The sequence below is a fragment of the Stenotrophomonas maltophilia genome (assembly GCF_023518235.1).
Lineage (GTDB): Bacteria > Pseudomonadota > Gammaproteobacteria > Xanthomonadales > Xanthomonadaceae > Stenotrophomonas.
In genome coordinates, this window is the sequence record NZ_CP090423.1 from 3,575,761 (window position 1) to 3,598,418 (window position 22,658).

General features: G+C 67.4%; 16 protein-coding genes and 1 tRNA gene. 12 read left to right on the top strand and 5 right to left on the bottom strand.

Annotation, left to right across the window (positions count from 1 at the left end):
* Window positions 1–14: 14 nt before the first annotated feature.
* From LZ605_RS16690 to LZ605_RS16705, 4 genes are all read left to right on the top strand, one after another.
* Window positions 15–3,374 (top strand): TIM-barrel domain-containing protein, encoded by a 3,360-nt coding sequence (locus tag LZ605_RS16690; protein ID WP_249842571.1) that lies wholly within the window; start codon window positions 15–17, stop codon window positions 3,372–3,374.
* A gap of 133 nt (window positions 3,375–3,507) precedes the next feature.
* On the top strand, window positions 3,508–6,483 hold the full coding sequence (locus LZ605_RS16695; protein ID WP_249842572.1) for a TonB-dependent receptor domain-containing protein: 2,976 nt from the start codon (window positions 3,508–3,510) through the stop codon (window positions 6,481–6,483).
* A 65-nt stretch (window positions 6,484–6,548) separates the two neighbouring features.
* Window positions 6,549–7,904, top strand: a complete 1,356-nt coding sequence (locus LZ605_RS16700) for a Gfo/Idh/MocA family protein (protein WP_249842573.1) — start codon at window positions 6,549–6,551, stop codon at window positions 7,902–7,904.
* Between the two features lie 94 nt (window positions 7,905–7,998).
* On the top strand, window positions 7,999–8,355 hold the full coding sequence (locus LZ605_RS16705; RefSeq protein ID WP_249842574.1) for a hypothetical protein: 357 nt from the start codon (window positions 7,999–8,001) through the stop codon (window positions 8,353–8,355).
* Between the two features lie 29 nt (window positions 8,356–8,384).
* Here the strand turns inward: LZ605_RS16705 and LZ605_RS16710 are convergent.
* Window positions 8,385–8,461: transfer RNA gene (locus tag LZ605_RS16710), tRNA-Arg, on the bottom strand.
* Between the two features lie 150 nt (window positions 8,462–8,611).
* Here LZ605_RS16710 and ubiA point away from each other — a divergent pair.
* The 3 genes from ubiA to LZ605_RS16725 all read left to right on the top strand — a co-directional run bounded on the left by ubiA (window position 8,612) and on the right by LZ605_RS16725 (window position 11,451).
* Window positions 8,612–9,505: a 4-hydroxybenzoate octaprenyltransferase gene (gene ubiA, locus LZ605_RS16715; RefSeq protein WP_107232834.1), complete on the top strand. Its 894-nt coding sequence runs from the start codon at window positions 8,612–8,614 to the stop codon at window positions 9,503–9,505.
* A gap of 110 nt (window positions 9,506–9,615) precedes the next feature.
* A complete protein-coding gene (locus tag LZ605_RS16720; RefSeq protein ID WP_249842575.1) occupies window positions 9,616–11,040 on the top strand; it encodes a short-chain fatty acid transporter in 1,425 nt (474 codons plus the stop codon).
* Window positions 11,041–11,280: 240 nt separating this feature from the next.
* On the top strand, window positions 11,281–11,451 hold the full coding sequence (locus tag LZ605_RS16725) for a hypothetical protein (RefSeq protein WP_249842576.1): 171 nt from the start codon (window positions 11,281–11,283) through the stop codon (window positions 11,449–11,451).
* Window positions 11,452–11,519: 68 nt separating this feature from the next.
* On the opposite strand, the gene LZ605_RS16730 is transcribed toward LZ605_RS16725, so the two are convergent.
* Window positions 11,520–12,146, bottom strand: coding sequence for a YiiX/YebB-like N1pC/P60 family cysteine hydrolase (locus tag LZ605_RS16730; protein ID WP_249842577.1), 627 nt, complete (start codon window positions 12,144–12,146; stop codon window positions 11,520–11,522).
* A gap of 81 nt (window positions 12,147–12,227) precedes the next feature.
* On the opposite strand from LZ605_RS16730, the gene LZ605_RS16735 reads away from it, so the two are divergent.
* From LZ605_RS16735 to LZ605_RS16745, 3 genes are all read left to right on the top strand, one after another.
* Window positions 12,228–12,740, top strand: coding sequence for a hypothetical protein (locus LZ605_RS16735; protein WP_249842578.1), 513 nt, complete (start codon window positions 12,228–12,230; stop codon window positions 12,738–12,740).
* Between the two features lie 73 nt (window positions 12,741–12,813).
* Window positions 12,814–14,649, top strand: a complete 1,836-nt coding sequence (locus LZ605_RS16740) for a M3 family metallopeptidase (RefSeq protein ID WP_249842579.1) — start codon at window positions 12,814–12,816, stop codon at window positions 14,647–14,649.
* Window positions 14,646–16,052 (top strand): TPM domain-containing protein, encoded by a 1,407-nt coding sequence (locus tag LZ605_RS16745; protein ID WP_249842580.1) that lies wholly within the window; start codon window positions 14,646–14,648, stop codon window positions 16,050–16,052. Before LZ605_RS16740 ends, LZ605_RS16745 begins: the two co-directional genes overlap by 4 nt.
* A gap of 1 nt (window position 16,053) precedes the next feature.
* Here LZ605_RS16745 and LZ605_RS16750 read toward each other — a convergent pair whose 3' ends face one another.
* Genes LZ605_RS16750 through LZ605_RS16760 form a run of 3 tightly spaced genes read right to left on the bottom strand, consistent with a single transcriptional unit; the run spans window position 16,054 to window position 18,700 of the window.
* A complete protein-coding gene (locus LZ605_RS16750; protein WP_249842581.1) occupies window positions 16,054–16,725 on the bottom strand; it encodes a VOC family protein in 672 nt (223 codons plus the stop codon).
* A 54-nt stretch (window positions 16,726–16,779) separates the two neighbouring features.
* The gene (locus tag LZ605_RS16755) at window positions 16,780–17,859 is read right to left on the bottom strand and encodes an alpha/beta hydrolase family protein (RefSeq protein WP_423172579.1); all 1,080 of its coding nucleotides are present in this window, start codon (window positions 17,857–17,859) and stop codon (window positions 16,780–16,782) included.
* Between the two features lie 13 nt (window positions 17,860–17,872).
* Window positions 17,873–18,700, bottom strand: coding sequence for an AraC family transcriptional regulator (locus LZ605_RS16760; protein ID WP_249842582.1), 828 nt, complete (start codon window positions 18,698–18,700; stop codon window positions 17,873–17,875).
* A gap of 201 nt (window positions 18,701–18,901) precedes the next feature.
* On the opposite strand from LZ605_RS16760, the gene LZ605_RS16765 reads away from it, so the two are divergent.
* Window positions 18,902–21,295: a TonB-dependent receptor plug domain-containing protein gene (locus LZ605_RS16765; RefSeq protein ID WP_249842583.1), complete on the top strand. Its 2,394-nt coding sequence runs from the start codon at window positions 18,902–18,904 to the stop codon at window positions 21,293–21,295.
* Entirely contained in the window at window positions 21,295–22,596 is a 1,302-nt protein-coding gene (locus LZ605_RS16770; protein WP_249842584.1) for an aminotransferase class V-fold PLP-dependent enzyme, read from the top strand. Before LZ605_RS16765 ends, LZ605_RS16770 begins: the two co-directional genes overlap by 1 nt.
* Window positions 22,597–22,658: the final 62 nt, after the last annotated feature.

Below are 22,658 nucleotides of genomic sequence, written 5' to 3' on the forward strand. Positions count from 1 at the left end.
GGTTGGGAGTCCGCGTGGAAAACTGCGTTCGTCGCTCGCCGCTGTTGCTGGCCCTGTTGCCGGCATTGATGCTGGCGTCCACGTCGGGCCGTGCCGAGCCGGTCGGCAACCTGCGTTCGGTGAGCACCAGCGACAACCGCGACGGTGTGCGCGGCTGGGACCTGCAGACCGACAGCGGCGCACGCATTCGCATCGAACTGCCGGCTGCCGACATCATCCGCGTGCAGGCCGGCCGCAACGGCAAACTGACCGGCGCCGGCGACAAGGCCGCGCCGATCGTGCTGCCGCAGCCCAGGGCGAACGTGCAGGTGCAGCTGGAAGAAGACGCGCAGGAAATGCGCGTGCGTACCGATGCGCTGGTGCTGCATGTGCAGCGGCAGCCGCTGCGCCTGCGCCTGGAACGCCTGGACAACGGCCAGCCGACCGCCCTGTGGCAGGAACTGCAACCGCTGGACCTGGATGCCACGCAGAGCGTGCAGGTGCTGTCTTCGCAGGCCGATGAAGGCTATTACGGTGGTGGCCAGCAGAACGGCCGCTACCAGTTCAAGGGCCGCGAGCTGGAGGTGTCCTATTCCGGCGGCTGGGAAGAGGGCGACCGCCCGAGCCCGGCGCCGATGCTGCTGAGCAGCCGTGGCTGGGGCATGCTGCGCAACACCTGGAGCGATGGCAGCTACGACCTGCGCCAGAGCGACCAGGCCACGCTGCTGCATCGCGAAGACCGTTTCGATGCCTACTACTTCGTCGGCGCGGACCTGCCGAAACTGATCGAGCGCTACACCCAGCTGACCGGCCGCCCGAACATGGTGGCGCGCTGGGCGCTGTCCTACGGCGATGCCGATTGCTACAACGACGGTGACAACAGCAAGAAGCCCGGCACCGTGCCCGAAGGCTGGAGCGATGGCCCGACCGGCACCACGCCGGATGTGATCGACAGCGTGGCCAAGCAGTACCGCGCCCACGACATGCCCGGCGGCTGGATCCTGCCCAACGATGGCTACGGCTGTGGCTACAAACAGCTGCCGGAAACGGTGAAGGGGCTGGCCGGCTACGGTTTCCGCACCGGCCTGTGGACCGAGAACGGCGTGGACAAGATCGCCTGGGAAGTAGGCAAGGCCGGCAGCCGCGTGCAGAAGCTGGACGTGGCCTGGACCGGCAAGGGCTACCAGTTCGCGATGGATGCCAACCGCCAGGCGTTCAACGGCATCCTCGACAATTCCGATTCGCGCCCGTTCCTGTGGACGGTGATGGGCTGGGCCGGCATCCAGCGCTATGCGGTGGCCTGGACCGGCGACCAGAGCAGCAGCTGGGACTACATCCGCTGGCACGTGCCGACCCTGGTCGGCTCCGGCCTGTCCGGCATGGCCTACGCCAGCGGCGATGTGGATGCGATCTTCGGCGGCAGCGCCGAGACCTTCACCCGCGACCTGCAGTGGAAGGCGTTCACGCCGGTACTGATGGGTATGAGCGGCTGGTCGTCGAACGCACGCAAGCATCCGTGGTGGTACGACGAACCTTACCGCAGCATCAACCGCGATTACCTGAAGTTGAAGATGCGCCTGACCCCGTACATGTACGGGCTGGTGCACGACGCTGCGCAGACCGGCGCGCCGCCGGTGCGTGGGCTGATGTGGGACAACCCGCGCGACCCGCATGCGCAGGATGAAACCTACAAGTACCAGTTCCTGCTCGGCCGCGACCTGCTGGTGGCGCCGGTGTACCGCAGCCAGGCCGCCAGCCGTGGCTGGCGCCGTGACATCCACCTGCCGGCCGGCGGTTGGATCGACTACTGGGATGGCCGCCGCGTGCAGGCCGGTGCCGACGGCCGCCAGCTCGACCGCCAGGTGGACCTGGCCACGCTGCCGGTATTCGTGCGCGCCGGCGCGATCCTGCCGATGTACCCGTCGATGCTGTTCGACGGCGAAAAACCGCTCGATGAAGTGACCTTCGACCTGTACCCGCAGGGCGATTCGCAGTACACGCTGTACGAAGACGATGGCAACACCCGCCGCTACCAGCAGGGCGAGTCGAGCACGCAGCGGATCCGCGTGCAGGCGCCGGCGCAGGGCAGTGGCCCGGTGCAGGTGCAGATCGATGCGGTGCAGGGCCAGTACAACGGCCAGCTGGCGCAGCGTCGCTATGGCCTGCGCGTGCTCAGCCGGCAGGCGCCGCGTGCGGTGCAGGCCGCTGGCCGCGCGCTGCCGGCGCTGGCTGATGCCGCTGCGTTCAACGGTGCGGCTGAAGGCTGGTACTTCGATGCTGCCGAGCGTCGCGGCACGCTGCATGTGCGCACCGCCAGCCAGGACATCCGCCAGCCGCTGCAGTTGCAGCTGGACTTCGCAGTCGCTGCCGCCACTGCCGACGATGCCTATCCGGCCGCACCGGTGCTCGGCCGCGAACTGCCCGCCGACAGCCTGCTGGTGGTCAACCGCCCGGCCGAAGAGCCCGGCCATGCCCTGGAAAACGCCTTCGATGATGACCCGGGTACCTGGTTCCGCAGTGTGCGCAACCAGGCCGTGCGTACCGGTGCGCATGAATGGGTGATCGGCTTCGGCGAGCGGAAAATGATCGATGGCATCGACATCGCACCGCGCAACGACAAGAACTGGAAGCATGGCCAGGTACGCGATTACGAGGTCTACCTGGGTGACAGCAACGGCGAGTGGGGCGAACCGATCGCACGTGGCCGCCTGCAGCTGAAGGAGGGCGTGCAGCGCATCGACTTCCCGGCCCACGCCGGCCGCCTGCTGCGCTTCCGCGTGCTGAGCGTGCAGAACCCCGAGGGCGACGGCGCCAGCAGCACCGACCCGATGGTCACGGCGGCACAGGGCAGCGCCCGCGCGTTTGACGCATTGCAACCGCGCGACGTCGGCCCGATCGCGCTGTCCACCTTCCACATCCTCGAACATCAGGAACCGGAGCGACCGGCCCGGCAGCGCTATCTCTCCGAGCTGCCGGTGCCGGCCGCGCTGGCCAGCCAGGTGCGCGCCGACCAGTCGTTCCGTGGCGATGCCGGCATGCGCATGAACGGCCTGCAGTTCCGCCGTGGCCTGGGCGTAGGTGCCAACAGCCGCATCGACCTGCGCCTGCAGGGCGGCTGGCACCTGCTGCGTGCCGACCTCGGCATCGACGACGCCTGCCGCAACGCCGGTGGCCTGCAGTTCCAGGTCTGGGGTGACAACCGCCTGCTGTACGACAGTGGCCTGGTGAAGGCGCCCGGCGTGGTCAAGCCGGAGCTGGACATCCGTGGCCTTTCCCGCCTGAGCCTGCGCACGCTGGGTGCGCAGGGCAGCCAACCCGCCCAGGTCTGTGCCAACTGGGCCAACGCCGTGCTGATCGGCCAGGAGGGCGACTCCGCCAGCATCGTCGCCCCATGACCCCTACGTAACACCGCTCCTCCCCCCGCCCATTCCGACTGCGGCCCTCATGGCCGTGGCCCGGGAGCGTTTTGCCCGCCGAACGCCTACGCGCTCACTTTTTGCGCTGCACCCCTGCCAGGAGAGAACCCCGATGTTGCCCGCACGCCACCACCGCCCCCCCTGTCGTTCAATCGCTCCGCTGTCGCTGGCCATCGCCGGCGTGCTGCTGTCGGTCGCCGTTCCCGCCTTCGCCCAGGAGAGCAAGGACAAGGCCACCGACCTGGCCCGTATCGAGGTCACCGGTTCCAACATCCGCCGCACCGACGTTGAAACCGCTTCGCCGGTGCAGGTGATCAGCAAGCAGGACATCCAGAACATGGGCGCGCGCACGCTGCTTCAGGTGCTCGACAACCTGCCGGCTGCACGCCCGGCACAGCAGGATGCGCGTTCGCTGTTCACCGGTTCCGACGGTGCCTCGCAGGCCAACCTGCGTGGCCTGGGCGCGCAGGGCACGCTGGTGCTGCTGAACGGCCGCCGCTTGTCGTACTACGGCGCACCGGCCGGCTTCCAGACCCAGTTCGTCAACATCGATGCGATCCCGGCCGCCGCCATCGAGCGCATGGAAGTGCTGACCGACGGCGCCTCGGCGGTGTACGGCACCGACGCGGTGGCCGGCGTGATCAACGTGATCACCAAGCGCAACTTCCAGGGCGCCGAGATCAACTTCACCAACGACACCTCATCGCGCATCGACTCCTACGGTGAGCGCCAGGCCAGCATCACCGCAGGGTTCGGCGACCTGACCGAGAACCGCTTCAACATCTACGGCGCGGTGAACATGTACCGCCGCGACGCGATCCCGCTGAGCGACTTCTACGACAAGCGTCCCGAGCAGTATTACGTCAACAACCCGAACTATCTCAACAACCTGCGCCTGGGCGTGGGCAGCAAGCCGGGCGAGTTCAATCCGGGCAGCTACTTCGCCTTCGATCCGGTCACCGGCCGCCGCGTGCAGGAAGCTGCACCGGGCTGCAAGAATGTGCTGACCAGTGAAGCGGCCGGTCCGCGTTGCGTCTGGGAAACCTGGATGAACAACGAGATCGACGCCGGCGCCAAGTCCGAGCGCAACACTGCCTACCTCAACGGCACCTTCCTGGTCGGTGACAGCACCGAGATCTTCGCCGAGGCGACCTACACCGACATCGACCTGCGCGCCAACGGCGGCACCCCGCGGACCTACGGCACCACCACCGGCAACCCGACCAGCTGGTTCTCGCGCAACACCGGCAACACCGTCAACCAGTTCCTGTACCCGTTCCTGGGCCCGAACAACGAGTACAACCATGCCAGCCCGCAGATGAAGGCGATGATGGGCGGCGTGGTCGGCCTGAACTACCTGCTGCAGGACGCCGGCCCGAGCTACTTCGGCCAGCGCAACACCGACAAGAGCTACCGCGTGCTGGCCGGTGCGCGTGGCAGCCGCGGTGACTGGAACTGGGAGACCGCGTTCGCCAGCGCCGGTACCCACTCCACCACCTACCAGACGATCAACGTCAACACCAAGGGCTTCGAGAAGGCCTTCGGTCCGTACACGATCGATCCGGGCACCGGCCGGGTGATCATCTCCGACCATCCGGCGTACAAGTTCGGTGAGATCAGTGAAGCCAACGCCGCGCTGATCCGTGAAGCGTTCCCGACTTTCGACATCCAGTCGTGGACCCGCCTGCACACCCTCGACGGTAAGATCGAAGGCCCGCTGTTCCAGCTGCCGGCCGGTGAGATGCGTGCGGCCTTCGGCTTCAACGCCAGCCGCGAAACCTTCTACACCCCGGGCAACGCCGACGCCGCCAACGGCCTGATCACCCAGCAGGGTGGCTCCTGGTTCGACGGCAAGCGCAACACCTACGCGCTGTTTGCCGAGACCGTGGCGCCGATCACCGACAAGCTGGAACTGGATGCGGCGGTGCGCGTGGACAAGTACCCGAACTTCAGTGCCAACGTGGCACCGAAGATCGGCTTCAAGTACCAGGCCTTCGACCAGCTGATGCTGCGCGGTACCTATTCCACCGGCTTCCGTGCACCCAGCCTGGCCGAGTCCGGCAATGGTGGCGTGTTCGCGCAGCTGGGCGGCTTCCGCGACGAGCTGCGCTGCAACGAGACCAACGCCATCGCCAATCTGCTGCTGCGCTCGCAGCGTCCGGGTGACGTCGACCTGGGCAAGAACCTGCTGAACGTGGACTGCAGCCGCACCGTGGCGCGCATGACCCAGCCGAACAAGGATCTGAAGCCGGAGAAGGCCAAGATCGCCACCCTCGGCTTCGTCTACGAGCCGGCGACCTGGCTGTCGGTGTCGGCCGACTACTGGTTCATCTACCGCGACAATGAAATCGTCGCGCCGGACTACCGCCGCATGGAAGACATCATCTCGATGTCGCGCTCGCCGATCACCGACAGCGATCGCGCCAACCTGGCGCAGCTGGCCTCGATGTGCTCGGACCCGGCCAGCGGCGTGAACTGCCCGTCGGTGCTGCCGGGCTACTCGGCCGGCAACGTGGCCAGCGTGGTGGGCCAGTACAAGAACCGCGGCAAGACCCTGATCGATGGCTTCGACATCGATGCGCGCAGCCGCTTCTCGCTGGGTGACTGGGGCAACCTGAACCTCGGCCTGGCCGCCACCATCGCCAACCGCAACCGCTTCTACATGGATGAAGCCAGCGGCTGGTACTACGGCGATGTGGTGGGCTATTACAACAACCCGCGCCTGCGTGCCACGCTCAACGCTGACTGGACCTACAAGCAGGTCACCACCAGCATGTTCGTCAACTATGTGGGTGGCACCAAGTGGGCCACCGACCAGATCGACGAAGAGAGCAACAACAAGGAAACCTGCACCGGCGGCTACCTGGCCCTGCAGAAGAGCAAGTGCGACGGCGCACCGTCGTGGTGGACGGCCAACATGAGCGTCACCTGGCGCCCGGATGACGCCTGGAACCTGAGCTTCACCGTCAAGAACCTGTTCAATCGCCTGCCGTTCTACGATCCGAACAGCTTCCTGGGTGACTCCAGTGACTACGCAACCATCTTCGGCCGTGGTTACAGTGTGACCATCGGCTACCGTTTCAAGTAATTCCGTTTGCGTGACCTGGCGTGCCGGCTGCGGCCGGCACGCTGCCAAGAGGAGAGATGTTTGCCATGAAACGTAGGGAATTCATCGCGGCCAGCGCCGCTGTCGCCGCCAGCAGCCTGCTGCCGCAGACCCCGGCATGGGCACGCGGACGCAAGGTGCGCCTGGCCATGATCGGTACCGGCATGCGCGGCCTGGTGCTGCTGAAGGAACTGGTACGCCGCGACGACGTGGACGTGGTCGCGCTGTGCGATATCGAGCCGATCATGCTCGGCCGCGCCATGGAGATGGTGGCCAAGGCCGGCAAGCCGGCGCCGAAGACCTACGGCCAGGACCGTGACACCCAAGCCTGGAAGCGCCTGCTGGAACAGAAGGGCATCGATGGCGTGATCATCGCCACGCCGTGGGAGTACCACGCGCCGATGGCGATTGCCGCGATGCAGGCCGGCGTGGCCGTAGGCTGCGAAGTGGTGGCCGGCATCACCCTGCAGGACCACTGGGACGTGCTGAAGGCCCAGCTGAGCACCGGCACGCCGTACATGCTGCTGGAAAACGTCTGCTATCGCCGCGACGTGATGGCGACGCTGCAGATGGTGCGGCAGGGCCTGTTCGGCGAACTGGTACACCTGCAGGCCGGCTACCAGCACGACCTGCGCGGCGTGAAGTTCAATTCCGGCGACCCGAACCAGCCTTACGACAGCGGCGTGGAATTCGGCCCGAAGGGCTGGAGCGAAGCGCGCTGGCGCACCGAGCATTCGGTGCAGCGCAACGGCGAGCTGTACCCCAGCCACGGCATCGGCCCGTGCGCGATGTACACCGGCATCAACCGTGGCAACCGCTTCACCCACATCAATGCCTTCGCGACCAAGGCCCGTGGTCTGCACGAGTACACCGTGGCCAAGAGTGGCGGCACCACCCACCCCAGCACCCAGGTCAAGTTCAAGCTGGGTGACATCGTCACCACTACGCTGGCCTGCGAGAACGGCGAGACCATCCTGCTGCAGCACGACACCTCGCTGCCGCGCCCGTATTCGATGGGCTTCCGCGTGCAGGGCACCAAGGGTCTGTGGATGGACGTGAACCACTCGATCCACATCGAAGGCCGCAGCCCGCCGCACCAGTGGGAAGAGTTCAAGAAGTACCAGGACGAATACGAGCACCCGCTGTGGAAGCAGAATGCCGATACCGCCGCCAGTGCCGGCCACGGTGGCATGGACTGGTTCGTCATCCACGCCTTTGTGGAAGCGGTGAAGGCCAAGGCGCCGATGCCGATCGACATCTACGACGCGGTGACCTGGAGCGCGATCACCCCGTTGAGCGAGCAGTCGATCGCCAACAGCTTCCAGACGCTGGAGTTCCCGGACTTCACCGCCGGTGCATGGAAGCAGCGCAAGCCGATCTTCGCGTTCGACGGTAAATACTGATCTGCGTACCAACGGCAGCGCCGGGCCATGCCCGGCGTTGCTGCATCCGCCGTATGCTGTGGCATCCCTCAGGATGTGCAAGGGCAGACAGCGCATGCGATTGATGACCTTCACCTGCCCGCTCTGCGACGCGGCAGGTCAGCGGTTTCCACTGCACTCCGCAGTGAAACGCCAAGCGAGGACAGCCTGCCGCGGGTGTGGCGTGGTGCTGCGCTCGGACCCACGTCTGGGCATGCACACGCTCTATCTGCTGTACACACAGTTCATCGCCACGCTGGCTGTATTTCCCGTGATCTGGGCCTACACCCTGGGGCGGTGGTTCTGGCTGGCAGGGATCTGGGCCCTGGTGTCAGTGCTGTGCTGGCTGCCCGGCGTGATCAGGCACGCACGCAGCCGGATCTGCCGCGCTACACCGGATCCGAATCGAAGCTACGCTCGACGCATGCCCTAGGTGCAGGAACGGGGTGGAGCAGGGGGAGATGGCGCGCCCGGAGGGATTCGAACCCCCGACCAATGGCTTCGGAAGCCACTACTCTATCCGGCTGAGCTACGGGCGCGTTGTAGAACCGCCGCGCCGTCGGCCAGTGCCGGGGCGGGCATCGCATCGCCATGAGGCGGTGCGGGAGGGGCATTCTATCCAGTTTCGCCGAACAAATCTCCCCCCGTCATGCAAAGCCCTGCCGGAGGGCCAGGAGTATCCTATCGGCATGGCTGATACCCCCCTCACTTCGCCGCAATCGCCGGCGACGCCGCGCTGGCGGCATTACTGGAGTCTGATGCGCGCCGATCGCCCGATCGGCACGCTGCTGCTGCTGTGGCCCACCTGGTGGGCGCTGTGGCTGGCCGCTGGCGGGCTGCCGCCGCTGTGGACCCTGTTCGTGTTCACCGCCGGTGTTTGGCTGACCCGCTCGGCCGGATGCGTCATCAACGATTACGCCGATCGCTGGCTCGACCCGCATGTGGAACGCACCAAGGCGCGCCCGCTGGCCACCGGTGCGATCAGTGGCCGCGCCGCGCTGGCCCTGTTCGCGGTGCTGATGCTGGTGGCGTTCGGGCTGGTGCTGACCATGAACGGGCTGACCATCGGCCTGAGCTTCATCGGCGTGTTCCTGGCCGCCAGCTACCCGTACCTGAAGCGCTACACCCACCTGCCGCAGGTCTACCTGGGCATGTCGTTCGGCTGGGGCATCCCGATGGCGTTCGCCGCCGTGCAGGGTGAAGTGCCGATGCTGGGCTGGCTGCTGTATGCCGGCAACATCCTGTGGTCCACCGCCTACGACACCTGGTATGCCATGGTCGATCGCGAGGACGACCTGAAGATGGGCTCGCACTCCACCGCGATCCTGTTTGGCGACCTGGACCTGGTGATCCAGGGCGTGCTGTACGCGCTGTTCCTGGCCACCATGGCGCTGGTCGGCGTGCGCGGTGGGCTGGGCGGCTACTACCTGGCGGGCGTGGCGGTGGCCACCGCGCTGGTGGTGTACGAGTTCTGGATCTGCCGCAAGCGCGAGCGCGGCCCGTGCTTCAAGGCGTTCCTGCACAACAACTGGGTCGGCGCCGCGCTGTTTGCCGGCATCGCCGTGGACCTGGCGCTGCGCTGATCCCGGGGTTTGGCAGCGCCGGCCGTTGGCCGTGACCTACGACCAATAGGCGACTGACAGTCCGCAGGCCACCGCCCAGAATCCGGTCATCGAACCTGGGAGGGTAGGTGATGGCCTCGACGGCAGCAGTGCAGGACGGCTGGATGGCGCGCGCAGCGTTGCGCTCGGCCGCCTGGGCGGAAAAGTGGTTCCCCGACGCCTACGTGTTCGCGGTGTTGGGCGTGGTCATCGTCGCGCTGGCTGCGCTGGGCTTCGGCTCGACCCCGCAGGCCACCGCCAGCGCCTTCGGCGATGGCTTCTGGAGCCTGATTCCGTTCACCATGCAGATGGCCTTCGTGGTCATCGGCGGCTACGCGGTGGCCACCGCGCCGGTGGTCGCGCGCTTCATCGACTTCCTGGCACGGGTGCCGCGTACCGGTCGTGGCGCGGTGGTCTACGTCGGCCTGATCAGCATGCTGGCCTCGCTGCTCAGCTGGGGCTTCTCGCTGGTGTTCGGCGGCCTGCTGGTGCGCGCGCTGGCCCGCCGCAGCGAACTGCACATGGATTATCGCGCCGCCGGTGCTTCGGCGTACCTGGGGCTGGGCGCAGTGTGGGCGATGGGCTTGAGTTCGTCGGCCGCGCAGCTGCAGGCCAACCCGGCCAGCATGCCGCCGGGGCTGGTCGAGATCACCGGCGTGTTGCCGTTCACCGAAACCATCTTCCTGTGGCAGTCGATCGCACTGACCGCGGCATTGATCCTGGTCTCGCTGCTGATTGCCTGGCTCACCGCGCCGGCTGCCGGTAGTGCGCGTACCGCCGAGGATTTCCCCGGCGCCGCACAGGCCGAGCCGGAACCGTTGCAGCAGCGCACGCGCCCGGGCGAGTGGCTCGAATACAGTCCGCTGCTGACCGTGCTGCTCTCGTTTCTCGCCTTCGGTTGGCTGTTCAACGAGTTCGCCAACAAGCCGCTGGTCACCGCCATCGCCAACCTCAACACCTACAACTTCCTGTTCATTTCGCTGGGCCTGCTGCTGCACTGGCGCCCGCGCAGCTTCCTCAACGCGGTGGCCAAGGCAGTGCCGAGCACCACCGGCGTGCTGATCCAGTTCCCGCTGTACGGCGGCATCGCGATGATCCTCACCCACGCCGCCGGCGGTGACGGGCAGACGCTGGCGCACCGGCTGTCGAGCCTGTTCGTGCACGTGGCCAGCACCGATACCTTCGCGCTGGTGATGGGCGTCTACTCGGCGGTGCTGGGCTTCTTCGTGCCGTCCGGTGGCGGCAAGTGGATCATCGAGGCGCCGTACGTGATGCAGGCCGCCAACGAACTGAAGGCGCACCTGGGCTGGGCGGTGCAGGTCTACAACGCCGCCGAAGCACTGCCGAACCTGATCAATCCGTTCTGGATGCTGCCGCTGCTGGGTGTGCTGGGCCTGAAGGCGCGCGACATCGTGGGCTTCACCTTCATCCAGCTGCTGGTGCATATCCCGCTGGTGCTGGGCCTGCTGTGGTTGCTGGGCATGACCCTGACCTATGTGCCGCCGGTGATGCCCTGACGCCAACCCGTTCAGCGCGCGTTTCCGCCCGCTTGGGCCATGAATGGGTGCCCGGCTGACCCGGGCATGAGCACATGCCGAACCCGCATGAATCCTTCAGTGGCTTGTGCCGCAAGGGTCCGCGCGTGTTCATTCACGCCCGTACACATGGATGTAGCCGCGCACCCACGCGTGATTAACCAACCGCTGCAGACGATGGCCACGTCCACCGCATTCCGCGCGTGGCTTTGGAGATCGGACATGGCACAGCAGAACCAGAACCCGAACCAGAAGCAGCAGGGCCAGCAGGGCCAGCAGAACCAGCAGGATCAGCAGCAGGGCCGTGGCCGCGACCAGCAGCAGCAACAGCAGCAGGAACAGCAGAAGCGCAACCAGAACCAGCAGCAGGGCGGCCACGACGAAGAAGAATGACCGCGCCACACGCGCAGTGTGACCGTTGGAGCCCCGCCCTGTGCGGGGCTTCGCTTGTTCCAGTTCGCTTATTCCAGCACGCCGACGCGCTGCAGTACCGGCGCGGCCGACATGTCGTTGGGGTTGGTGCCGGGCTGGTCCTTCGGCACGTCCATGCCCATGCCGCGGTACAGGTCGATCCAGTGCTGGGCGATCTGACCGGTCTGCGCATTGCGGAAGTTCATCGGCTGCAATGTGAAAACGTGATGCGCACGGAACGCGCGCTCGATGAAGTCCGAGCAGTAGTAGCTGTCCTCGTTCAACACATACGAGGTGTTGTACGGCTTGCCCAGCATCGTGCGCGCGGTGGCCACCGCGTTCTTGATCGCGGCCTGCTGCGGTGCACGCAGGCGATAGACCACAATCTGCCGCTGCTTGGCCTGCGCCTCCTGGCGGAACGCGGACAGCGGTTGCCGGCGCGATCCCTTCTCGTCGGCATGCAGCACTTCCCAGCCCTTCGCCGTGGCAGCCAGCAGGGCCACGTGGTCGAAGCCGGTGCTGCCCCGCGTGCCGGTGGCATCGTCGATGGCCGCGCTCAGGCCGCTGTGGCCGGCAGTGACGAACAGCAGGTCGCCTTCGCGGAGGTCTACGGCCAACGCCACGGCCGGCCACAGTGCGGGCAGCAGCAGGCCGATCAGGAGCAGGATGCGATGCATGGGAGTCTCGGACAGGCGGAAGGCTGCAAGTGTAGGGCGCGCGGTAGCATGGGGTGACCGAACCGGATTCAGGATGATCCCATGCGTCGCTATCGCGCATCCGCTGTACTGGTGCTTGTCGCAGGGCTGGGTGCGGCGGCCTGCACACCTGCACCGCAGGCGCTTCCCGCCGAAGCCGCGCCCGCCGCAGCGGCGCCGGCGACCAAGGCGGCCGTGGTGCAGCCCGCACCGGCGCGCGCGAGTGCGGACTGCCCGTACCCGGAATTCGATGCCTTCCTGGCGCACTTCGGCAGCGAGATCGCGCTGCAGGAAAAAGCCACCGCCGATCCACTGCTGGACAGTTACATCGACCCCGAGGCCGAACCCGAACCGCGCAAGGTGGAAAGCCGTCTGGCGCTGGCCGACGTTGAATGGCCGGTGATGCCCGATCCGGCCGCATTGGCCGGGCAGGGGCGCGAACTGCAGGTCAGCACGCTGGCCGATGGACAGCGCCAGGTACAGATCCGCACGCCGGACAGCAGCGACCAGCAGAGCTATACCTTTGCGCAGGCGCCGTGCTGGACGCTGGTCAAGCGTGAGGATGAGGCGATCTGACGCCAGACCGGGCACAGGCGGGGAAGGCGGATGGCTGCTAGGCTCGATGCCTGGTCCAGGCAGGGAGACGCCGATGCACGCTCGCAGGATGCGCACCACCACCGCCATTGCCGTGCTGCTGGCGATGGCGCCTTTCACCAGCCTGGGCGCGCCGTCGTTGCGCGCCGACGACCGCGCCTACTTCGCCAGCGCCACGGCTGAACAGACCGCCCGTGATGCACTGGGCAGGCAGCTGGAGACCCTGCAGCACGCGACCGGCATCGCGCCCGCGGAGCGCTTCCAGCAGGCCGAGGCGATGCAAGCGCAGTGCCTGCGCCATCACAGCTACCTGCACCTGCAGGCCGCCCGCAATGCGCGCGATCATCGCCCGGCACAGGCGCTGGACGAGGTGATGGGGCTGTGCAGCCGCATCGCCCGTACTGGCCGCGCCACGCTGCGCGAGGTGCCTGCGGACGCTGCCTGGGCGCGGCCCTATGGCTTGCTTCGCGCGCGCGCGCTGAAAGAAGCCGCCGCCCCGGCCAACCCCGCGCTGGAGCAGGCCGTGGATGCCCTGGCCGATCCGGCGCTGGACAGCTTCGCGCGCCTGCGTGGGCAGATCCTGCGCACGGCTGAGTACCCGCAGATCGAACGCGACGGGCAGCACTGGGATACCGGGCGCGACAGGCAGGCGCTGGCCCAGCATCGCGACCGCGCGCTGCGCGAGGCCGGTTGGAAGGGCTACTGGCAGGGCCTGCAATCGCGCCGCGAGCCGATGGCCTCGGTGCTGCTGGGCCTGGTGCAGGTGAACGATGCGACCGCGCGTCTGCAGGGGCAGGGCTCCGCGCCGGCGCGGGGCTATCAGCACATGGGCCTGGATGCAGCGACCGTGGACGCCACGTTGCGGGCGATCGAACAGCATGCAGGGGATCGCCGCGCCTACCAGGACATGCTGCTGCGCCACGCGGCGCAGTCCGGCATCGATGCACCGCAGATCTGGGATACCACGGTGCCCGACGCCGGGTATACGCCGCCGGTGCTGACACTGACGCAGCTGCGCGACAACGCCGCCGAAGCGATGCAGGGTCTCGGGCCCGCGTACGTCGCCGAACTGCGTGCGCTGCTTGATCCGGCCAACCACCGTATGGACCTGGCCACCGAGCGTGGCGACCGCAGTGCGGATGCGTTCCCGATCAATGCCCCCGGCGCGCCGTCGATGCTGTTCGTCGGCGTGCGCAGTGGCGACCTGGAAAGCGACGTCGAGATCGCCCACGAAGCCGGCCATGCCCTGCACGGTGAATGGATGCAGCGTGGCCATGCATCGCCGCTGCAGCGCAACGGCAGCCCGTGGCTGACCGAGGCGTTCGCCATCTACAACGAGCTGCGCTTCCGCGACCGGTTGTACCAGCAGGCGCAGGACCCGAGGGCCAGGGCCTACTACCTGAAGTCACTGCTGGACGATATGGTGCTGCAGCTGTTCACCTCGTCGGAGGAGGCGCAGCTGGAGCAGTCGATCTACCAGGGCGTGGCCGCCCAGTCGCTGGGCACCGCCGATGATCTCGATGCCCTCACCGGGCAAGTGCTGGCGCGCTTCGGCCAGGAGCCCGAGCGCTACCCGCCGCTGCGCAGCAGCTGGATCAGCAAGCGCCTGATGTACGACGATCCGAACTATCTGGTCAATTACCTGTATGCGGGTCTGCTGGCGGTGCAGTTCTATGTGCAGGATCAGCGCGACCCGGAGGGCTTCGGCCAGCGCTACCTGGCCGTGCTGGGCGAAGGCTTTGATCGCGCGCCGAACGAACAGGTGGCCCAACTGCTGGGGCAGACACCGGATTGGCCGGCCCTGGTGGAGGCCGATCTGCAGGTGTTCAACCAGTTGGCCGCACAGCTGCGGGCATTGCATGCGCGGATCGAGCAAGGACAGGGTGCATGAGCGGGCCGCGCGGGGTGAAGTGGACCTGGGCCACGGCATGGCTGTTGCTGCTGCTGTGCCTGTTGCCGCTGGGGGTGATGGCCACCGTTGCAGTGCCTGCGCTGGATGATCCGGTGGTAGACAGCGCCCACGCGTTGTCGGCCGACACCCGCAACACGCTGCGTACGCAGGCGCTACAGCTGCAGGCGCGCACCGGCGCGCAGCTGCAGGTGCTGGTGGTCGACCACGTTGGCGAGGAGGGCATCGAAGCGTATGCACAGCGGGTGTTCGAGCAGTGGCAGCTGGGCCGCGACGGTGTCGATGATGGCGTGCTGCTGCTGGTGGCCGTGCAGGACCGCCGCGTGCGCATCCAGACCGGCTACGGCCTGGAAGGCGCGATTCCCGACGCCTACGCTGCGCGCATCATCGACAAGGCGATCGTGCCGCGCTTCCGCGAAGGCGACCTCGACCAGGGCCTCCTGGAAGGAACGAACGTGCTGGTCGCGCTGATCGACGGCGAGTCGCTGCCGGAATGGGAAGAACCGTCGGCACGCAACGTGCTCCCGCCGGACTGGCGCAGCGCCGATTCGGTGGTTGCACTGACGCTGCTGGCCGGCTTTCTCGCCGGTCTGTGGCGTTCGCCGTCCACACGACCGGCGGCAAAGACAGCGGACGACTTCGCACGCAGGCATCACCAGCGCCGGCGCGGAACATCGCGTGCGGCCACCCCGGCGCAGGCGCGAGCGAAGCGGTTGCCGGCCTGGGGCCGCCCGATGCTGGTGACCGCTGTCGTGGCCATGGGGATGCTGGCGGCGGCGCTGTGGGCGCCCCGGGCTGCGCTGGCGGCGCTGTGCTTCGTGCTGGCGCTGTGCGTACCGGTGGCGAGCCTGCTCGGCTGGTGCTGGCGCCGCAGCCGCGCGCTGCGCGTGGTGTTGCTGGGCCTGCTTGCGGTCAATGCAGGTTTCTTCGTGGTGATGCTGCTGCGGGGCCAGTTGCCGCCCAGCCTGGCCCTGCACACAGTGCTGGACCTGGCCGTGGGCATTGCCGCGATGCTGGTGTTTTTCCTCGTACAGGCCGGTCGCGCGCGCTGGCACAAGGATCGCCGCAGCTTCGCACTTCGGTTCGCAGTGTTGTTGCTGCTGAGCGCTGGTTACGCACTCTGCGCACTGCTGGCCATCGAACGGGCCGAGCCGGCTGCACGTCTTGCGGCAACAATCGGCTGGAGTGCGGGCACGCTGCTGCTGTACTTCGCGTGGATCTTCACCTTGCTGCCGGCTGACAGGGCGCGCGGTGGCCGCGGCTCATCCGCTGGCCAACGCAGCGCCTCCAGCAGCACATCGTCCAGCGCATCCTCAAGCAGTTCCAGCAGTTGGTCCGGGGGCGGCGGCCGCAGCGGTGGCGGAGGCGCGTCGGGCAGCTGGTAGTTCAGGCCGCCTCTACCCGCCAGCCCAGCGCAAGGTCTTCCACAACACCGGGGCCCGCCACATCACCGACCTGAAGCTGCAGGCCCTGTGCGTTGGGCAGGTCTTTCTGTTCCGGGAACCAGCGGCGATCGGCCGCCACCACGATCAGCAGCCCCTCGTCGTCGCCCATGGGGGCGAACTGCGCCGAAGGTGGGCTGATCGGCTGCAGGCCGAAGTGCAGGTGGGATTGCTCGCGCACCGCATCAACAGCATGACTGGGCAGACCGACTTCGCTCAGGCAGGTCAGCTCGCTGCCGTGGAAAGCGCCTGCGCGCGTACTGGCCGGCAGGCGGCGGCGACCGATCAGCTCCAGGATCAGGCCGTCGGGGCCGGTGAAGTACACCGACTGCGACTGCCAGTTGCTTTCCAGCGCGAAGTAGTCCAGCCCGGCAGGATTGCGCTGCAATGGCGTGCGCTCGCGCAACCAGGTCATCGCCTCGCCGAAGCGGTTGTCGGGCACATTGAAGGCCAGGTGCACGCCGCCGACCGGACGCCCCTCGGCCGGTTGCAGCTCGATCGTGCTCCAGCCGATGTGCACATGGTGGCCGACCACGCGCTGTTGCAGCACATCGTGGAAATACGCAGCGACCGCGCCAACATCGGACACCGGCAGCGTGAGGTGCAGCAGACGCATGGCCCATCCTCCCTGTATGCCTCCACTGTAGCGCCGCGCCCTGCCCGGCGGCCACTAGCGCAGGGCATCGCCGAAGAAACGTTCTGTCGCATCAATCGTCTGTGCGTGGGTCTGCGCCTTCGGCACGGCGGTGCTGCACAGCGCCGCCAGCCGTTGCCGGCCGGGTGCAGTGCACTCGGACAGGAAATCGTAGTGGCCAACATCCGGCAGGCGCGTCAGCGTCGCACCCGGAATCATTGCCTGCGCAGCGTTGCCATTGCTCGCCGGTGGGGCAACCTTGTCAGCGTCGCCCAGCAGGATCGACACCGGCTGCCGCAAGGAGGACAGCTGTTCAGGCGCGAATGCCTGCACGATGGCCGGTGCCAGCAGGAACACCGCCCGCACGCCGGGAATCGCGCGAGACCTGTCGGCCTCGGCGATCCAGGGAGCGAGCGCGGGCGAAGCCGCAGCGGCCAGGCGTGCTTCCATTGTGTGCGTGGCAGCTTCCTGCTGCGGTTGGCACACGCCGTCGTCGGGATGCGCGCGACAGAATGCCAGCAGACGTTGCAGATCCGGGCGCGCGCCGGCGGCCAGCAGCGCCGTGTAGCCGCCAGCGGAGAAGCCAACCACGCCCAGCCGTTGGGTGTCGATGTGGGGTCCCAGAATTGGATCGGCCTTCACCGCCGCCAACGCGGCGTGCAGATCGTCCGCGCGCAGCCAGGTGAGCAGGCTGCCGGGCAGGGTCATCTCATCGGCACCGTTGTTGCCGGGATGATCGACCGCAATCACCAGATAGCCGGCACGCGCCAGCGCCGTACCCAACCAGCCCATCATGCGCGCGCTGCCGCCATTGCCATGCGACAGCAGCAGCGTCGGCAGGCGCTCGCCGGCGACGGGAGCCGCCATCGCCGCGCGGCCGACATCGAACAGCGGCGCATCGGGTGGGCCGATGGTCAGGGCGGTTTCCCGGCTACGGGCCGGCGCTGGATACCAGACCGTGTAGCGCAGGCTGTCGCGGTGCTGCGCATCGCGCACCGCGGCGCTGGCCACGGTTGTGCTGCCGTGGCGTTCGCCGGCCACCCGTGCGCCGTCGGCATGGGCGCAAAGGGAGGCTGTCATCAGCAGCACGCCGAAAGCTGTGGTTCTCATGCGCATATCCAGTTCCATGTCAGCAGGGGCGTTCGTCCACGGGCAACCAGATCTCCACGCCGCCGTGGCCGGTGTGCTCATCGAAGCGGGTGTCGTAGCGTTCCAGGTCCGGCGCGTCGGCCAGGCTCAGGCCGGAGCCTGGCAGGTAGTGGTCCAGCAGCCAGAACCAGGTCGAGCGGATGGCCGAGATGTGCCCAGCATGCCAGGCCACCAGGTAGCGTCGTGCGGGCACGTCCACGCGCTGCCAGTGCGCAGGCACAGGGCGAAGCGAGCCCACCGGCAGCGTGGCGATGTAGTCGAAGCCACCGTCGTCATCACTGTTGCAGCACACGCCGAAACTGATCGGGGCCGGCGCCGGCCATTCGCGATTGAGCTGGGCCCACTGCCCGGGAATCGCACCGCCACTGTCGCGGGTGTGACGCATGCCGATCCCGGCCAGCTGGAAGGCGGGCGTGTCGAGCAGCCATGGTGCCTCAGCGCAGGCAGCCGGGGCATCGTCCACGCGGATCGCCTGCACCAGTGCCAGCCCATCGGTGCCCTGTTCGCGCACCCGTTCAGGGGTTTGCCCGAACTGTTCGCAGAAGGCGCGGGTGAACGCGGCGTGGGTGGTGTAGCCGGCGCCCAGCGCCACCTGCAGGATGTCGCCCGCACCGTTGGCCAGGCGCTGCGCGGCAGCGGTCAGTCGCCGTCCACGCAGGTAGCGCACCACCGACGTGCCGGTGCGGGCCTGGAACAGGCGCGACAGGTGGAACGGCGACAGTCCGGCCGCGGCGGCGATATCGGCCAGTGCCAGCGGCAGATCCGCATGGGTTTCGATGTACCACAACGCCTTGCCTGCCGCGCTCATCCTGCCGTTCCCCGATTCCAATGCCTGGCACAGTAGCGGATCGACGGGCGCGGCGTTTAGCAGTTCTTGCGCATCGCTGGCACCGAGCTGTCGCACTGACGTCATGCCTCCTTCACAGATCGCGCCGAGACTGCGCGCCTTGTCCAGCCCTGCACCGTCCGCAACGGCGCTGGCCCTGTCGCGTTCTCCCGGAGCCCTGCCGTGCATCGTTCGAAGCTTTCGCGTTCCATCCTCCTTGCCCTTTCCATGGCCAGCGCAGGAGGCGCGATGGCAGCGGAGGCCGATGCCAGCAGTGGCGACCGCGCCGCGCCGACCCAGCTCGATGCGATGCTGGTTACCGGCACCCGTGCCTCCAACCGCACCCAGTTTGAAACGCTGGCACCGGTGGATGTGTTCAGCAAGGAAGACATCCGTTCGGTGCAATCCACCGACCTGAAGGACGTGCTGGCCCAGCTGGTGCCGTCGTTCGTGGTGCAGCGCCTGCCGATGGCCGATGGTCAGGTGTTCGTGCGCCCGGCCACCCTGCGTGGGCTGTCGCCGGACCAGACCCTGGTGCTGGTCAACGGCCGCCGCTTCCACCGTAGTGCGCTGCTCGGCAACCGCGGGGCGCAGGCGGCCGACCTGGCGCAGATTCCGACCAGTGCGATCAAGCGCATCGAAGTGCTGCGCGATGGTGCATCGGCGCAGTACGGCTCGGATGCCATCGCCGGTGTCATCAACATCATTCTCGAAGACGGCCCCGGTACCGAGATCACGGCCGGCTATTCGCAGTATGCGCAGGGCGATGGCGCGTCGCGCGACTTCAGTGCGCGCACCGGCTGGTCGCTGGGTGACTACGGCAGCCTGGTGCTGTTCGCCGAATCGTCCAATTCCGATGCTACCTCGCGTACCCGCCAGCGCCCGGATGCCATCGCCTTCCAGGCCGCGCACCCCGAGCTGGTCGTGCCCAACCCGGTGCAGCGCTGGGGCCAGCCGGAGCTGGAAAGCCGCCGCGTCGGCTTCAACGTGAAGGCCAACGCCAGCGATACGCTGGAGCTGTATGCGTTCGGCCTGTACAGCCACAGTGATGGCGTCAGCGATTTCAACTGGCGCAACCCGGACACCACCACCGGTGCTTACCGCACCACCACGATCTTCCCGGGATGGAACCTGCGCTCGATCTATCCGGTGGGCTTCAGCCCGCAGTACGGCAACGTGCAGAACGACCTGCAGCTGGTGGCCGGCGTGCGTGGCGAGATCACGCCGAAGCTGCGCTGGGATGTCAGCGCCTCGTATGGTCGTAACGCCATCGACTACAGCCTGAAGAACTCGATCAATGCCTCGCTCGGCCCGGCCAGCCCGACCGCGTTCGATCTCGGCCGCCTGACCCAGACCGAGAAGAACGCCAACGCCGATTTCAACTACGAATGGGATGTGGGCGCGCTGTCCAAGCCGATCAACGTCGCCTTCGGTGGCGAGTTCCGCCAGGAGACCTACCAGGTACGCGCTGGCGATCCGGCCTCTTACGCGGTGGGTCCGGGCGCCGTGGCCGGCCTGGAGGCCAATTCCAATGGCGCACCGGGCTTCTCGGCCAGCCAGGCCGGGCAGTGGAGCCAACGCAGCAAGGCCGCTTACGTGGATATGGAAGTGCCACTGGGCGAGCGTTGGAGCATCGGCGCGGCCAGCCGCTACGAGGACTTCTCCAGCTTCGGCAGCACACTGGATGGCAAGCTGTCGGCGCGCTTTGCGATCACCCCGGACGTGGCCCTGCGCGGCACCGTGTCCACCGGCTTCCGCGCGCCCACCCCGGCCCAGCTCAACACCACCAGCACCAGCCAGGGCCTGGATACGCGCACGCTGCAGATCTTCACCAGTGGCCGCCTGTCGCCGAATGACCCGCTGGCGCAGCTGCTCGGGGCCAGGCCGTTGAAGCCGGAAGAATCGCGCACCGCCTCGCTGGGCCTGACCTGGCGCACCGACCTGGGCCTGTCCGGTTCGGTGGATGTCTACCAGATCAAGCTCACCGACCGCTTCAGCCAGTCGGCCAGCTTTGCCATCCCGGCCGGCACACCGAATCCATTGGGCTACACCTCGGTGAACTTTTTCACCAACGATTTCGATACCACCACCACCGGTGTGGACGTGGTGGGCAACTACCTGCGTGATCTCGGCGCCGGCCGCATGACGCTGACCCTGGCCTACAACTACAACCGCACCCGCGTGGACAACGGCAGCACCTCGGTGGCCACCAACGAGACCCAGCGCGTGCTGTTCGAAGACCGCCTGCCCGAGCACAAGGGCAGCCTCACCGGCAGCTGGGACATCGGCGCCTGGTCGCTGATGGCGCGCATGCGTTACTACGGTGCCTGGACTGATTCCAGTGGCAACGCGGTGGGCGACATCTATCAGCGCTTCGGTGCGATGAGCTTCCTCGATCTGGCGGTGGGCTATCGCATCAACGAACACCACAGCCTGCGCGTCGGCGCCGACAACGTGTTCGACCGCTATCCGGACGAGGCCACCTTCCAGGCCAGCCGTGGCCTGGTGTATTCGCGCAATGCGCCGTACGACACCGATGGTGCCAACCTGTACGCGCAGTATCGGCTGACCTTCTGATGGACCGCCGTCGCCGCAACCTGCTGCGTGCCGGTGCCTTGCTGCCGGCTGCGGCCGCTCTGTCTTCACTGCCTGCCACGGCTGCTGCGCGTTACGCTGCACCCATGCAGATTCCCGCGACGACCGTGGCGCCGGACGTGCTGGCCCGCGATGAAGGCTACTGGTCCGCCGTGGCCAGCCACTTCGACATCACCGATGAAGTGAACCACCTGGAGAACGGCTACTGGGGCGCGATGGGGCGCGAGACGCTGGCCAGCTACCAGCGCCACACGGCCGAGGTAAACCGTGGCAACGCCTGGTATGGGCGCCGGGAATTCCCGGCGCAGTACGTGGCAGTGCAGCAGCTGGCGGCCGAACTGTTGGGTGTGGGCAGCGACGAGATCGCGCTGACCCGGGGTGCCACCGAGGCGATGCAGGCGCTGATCGGCGGCTACAACCGCCTGCAGCCCGGCGATCAGGTGCTGTATGCCGACATCGACTACGACAGCATGATCGGCGCGATGCGCTGGCTGCAGCAGCGCCGTGGCGTGCAGGTCGAGCGCATCGCGCTGCCGGCGGTGCCGGACCACACGCAGATCGTGCAGGCCTATGAGGCCGCGTTCGCACGGCTGCCACGCCTGAAGCTGGTGCTGCTGACCCAGGTCAGCCATCGCCACGGGCTGGTGCTGCCGGTGGCGGAGATCGCCGAGCGTGCCCGCGCACGCGGTATCGATGCGATCATCGATGCCGCGCACGGGTTCGGCCAGATCGATTACGCAGTGCCGCAGCTGAAGGCCGATTTCGTTGGCATCAACCTGCACAAGTGGATCGGTGCGCCGGTTGGTGTCGGTGCGATGTACGTGCGCAAGGGACGCGTGACGGATCTGGACCCGTACATGGGCGAGAACGACGATGGCCGCGTCGGCAGCCGGGTACATACCGGCACGGTCAACTTCGCTGCTTACCTGGCGCTGCCGGAGGCGATCGCCCTGCACCAGCGCATCGGCGCCGCGAACAAGCAGGCGCGCCTGCGCTACCTGCGTGAACGCTGGACGGTACCGGCGCGGCAGATGGCGCATATCGAAGTGTTGTCGTCGCCCGACCCGGCCTTGGCCAGTGCGTTGGCCAGCTTCCGTCTGCGCGGGCGCACGAGCGTGGCCGACAACATTGCATTGCAGAAGCGGCTGCTGGATGAACATCGGGTGTTCACCACCCATCGTGATGGGCTGGAATCGGGCGCCTGCGTGCGGGTGACGCCGTCGGTGTTCACCCGGCCGGCGCAGATGGACGCACTGGTGCAGGCGCTTGCCGCGTTGGCCTGACAATGAACGGTGGTGCCGGCCAGCGGCCGGCACTACCGGTCTGGTGGGTGCCGACCGTTGAT

Bases quoted from the DNA above. Each gene is read 5' to 3' on its own strand.
- LZ605_RS16695 (WP_249842572.1), top strand. From the start codon at position 3,508: ATGTTGCCCGCACGCCACCACCGCCCCCCCTGTCGTTCAATCGCTCCG.
- LZ605_RS16700 (WP_249842573.1), top strand. From the start codon at position 6,549: ATGAAACGTAGGGAATTCATCGCGGCCAGCGCCGCTGTCGCCGCCAGC.
- LZ605_RS16705 (WP_249842574.1), top strand. From the start codon at position 7,999: ATGCGATTGATGACCTTCACCTGCCCGCTCTGCGACGCGGCAGGTCAG.
- ubiA (WP_107232834.1), top strand. From the start codon at position 8,612: ATGGCTGATACCCCCCTCACTTCGCCGCAATCGCCGGCGACGCCGCGC.
- LZ605_RS16720 (WP_249842575.1), top strand. From the start codon at position 9,616: ATGGCCTCGACGGCAGCAGTGCAGGACGGCTGGATGGCGCGCGCAGCG.
- LZ605_RS16725 (WP_249842576.1), top strand. From the start codon at position 11,281: ATGGCACAGCAGAACCAGAACCCGAACCAGAAGCAGCAGGGCCAGCAG.
- LZ605_RS16730 (WP_249842577.1), bottom strand. From the start codon at position 12,146: ATGCATCGCATCCTGCTCCTGATCGGCCTGCTGCTGCCCGCACTGTGG.
- LZ605_RS16735 (WP_249842578.1), top strand. From the start codon at position 12,228: ATGCGTCGCTATCGCGCATCCGCTGTACTGGTGCTTGTCGCAGGGCTG.
- LZ605_RS16740 (WP_249842579.1), top strand. From the start codon at position 12,814: ATGCACGCTCGCAGGATGCGCACCACCACCGCCATTGCCGTGCTGCTG.
- LZ605_RS16745 (WP_249842580.1), top strand. From the start codon at position 14,646: ATGAGCGGGCCGCGCGGGGTGAAGTGGACCTGGGCCACGGCATGGCTG.
- LZ605_RS16750 (WP_249842581.1), bottom strand. From the start codon at position 16,725: ATGCGTCTGCTGCACCTCACGCTGCCGGTGTCCGATGTTGGCGCGGTC.
- LZ605_RS16755 (WP_423172579.1), bottom strand. From the start codon at position 17,859: ATGCGCATGAGAACCACAGCTTTCGGCGTGCTGCTGATGACAGCCTCC.
- LZ605_RS16760 (WP_249842582.1), bottom strand. From the start codon at position 18,700: ATGAGCGCGGCAGGCAAGGCGTTGTGGTACATCGAAACCCATGCGGAT.
- LZ605_RS16770 (WP_249842584.1), top strand. From the start codon at position 21,295: ATGGACCGCCGTCGCCGCAACCTGCTGCGTGCCGGTGCCTTGCTGCCG.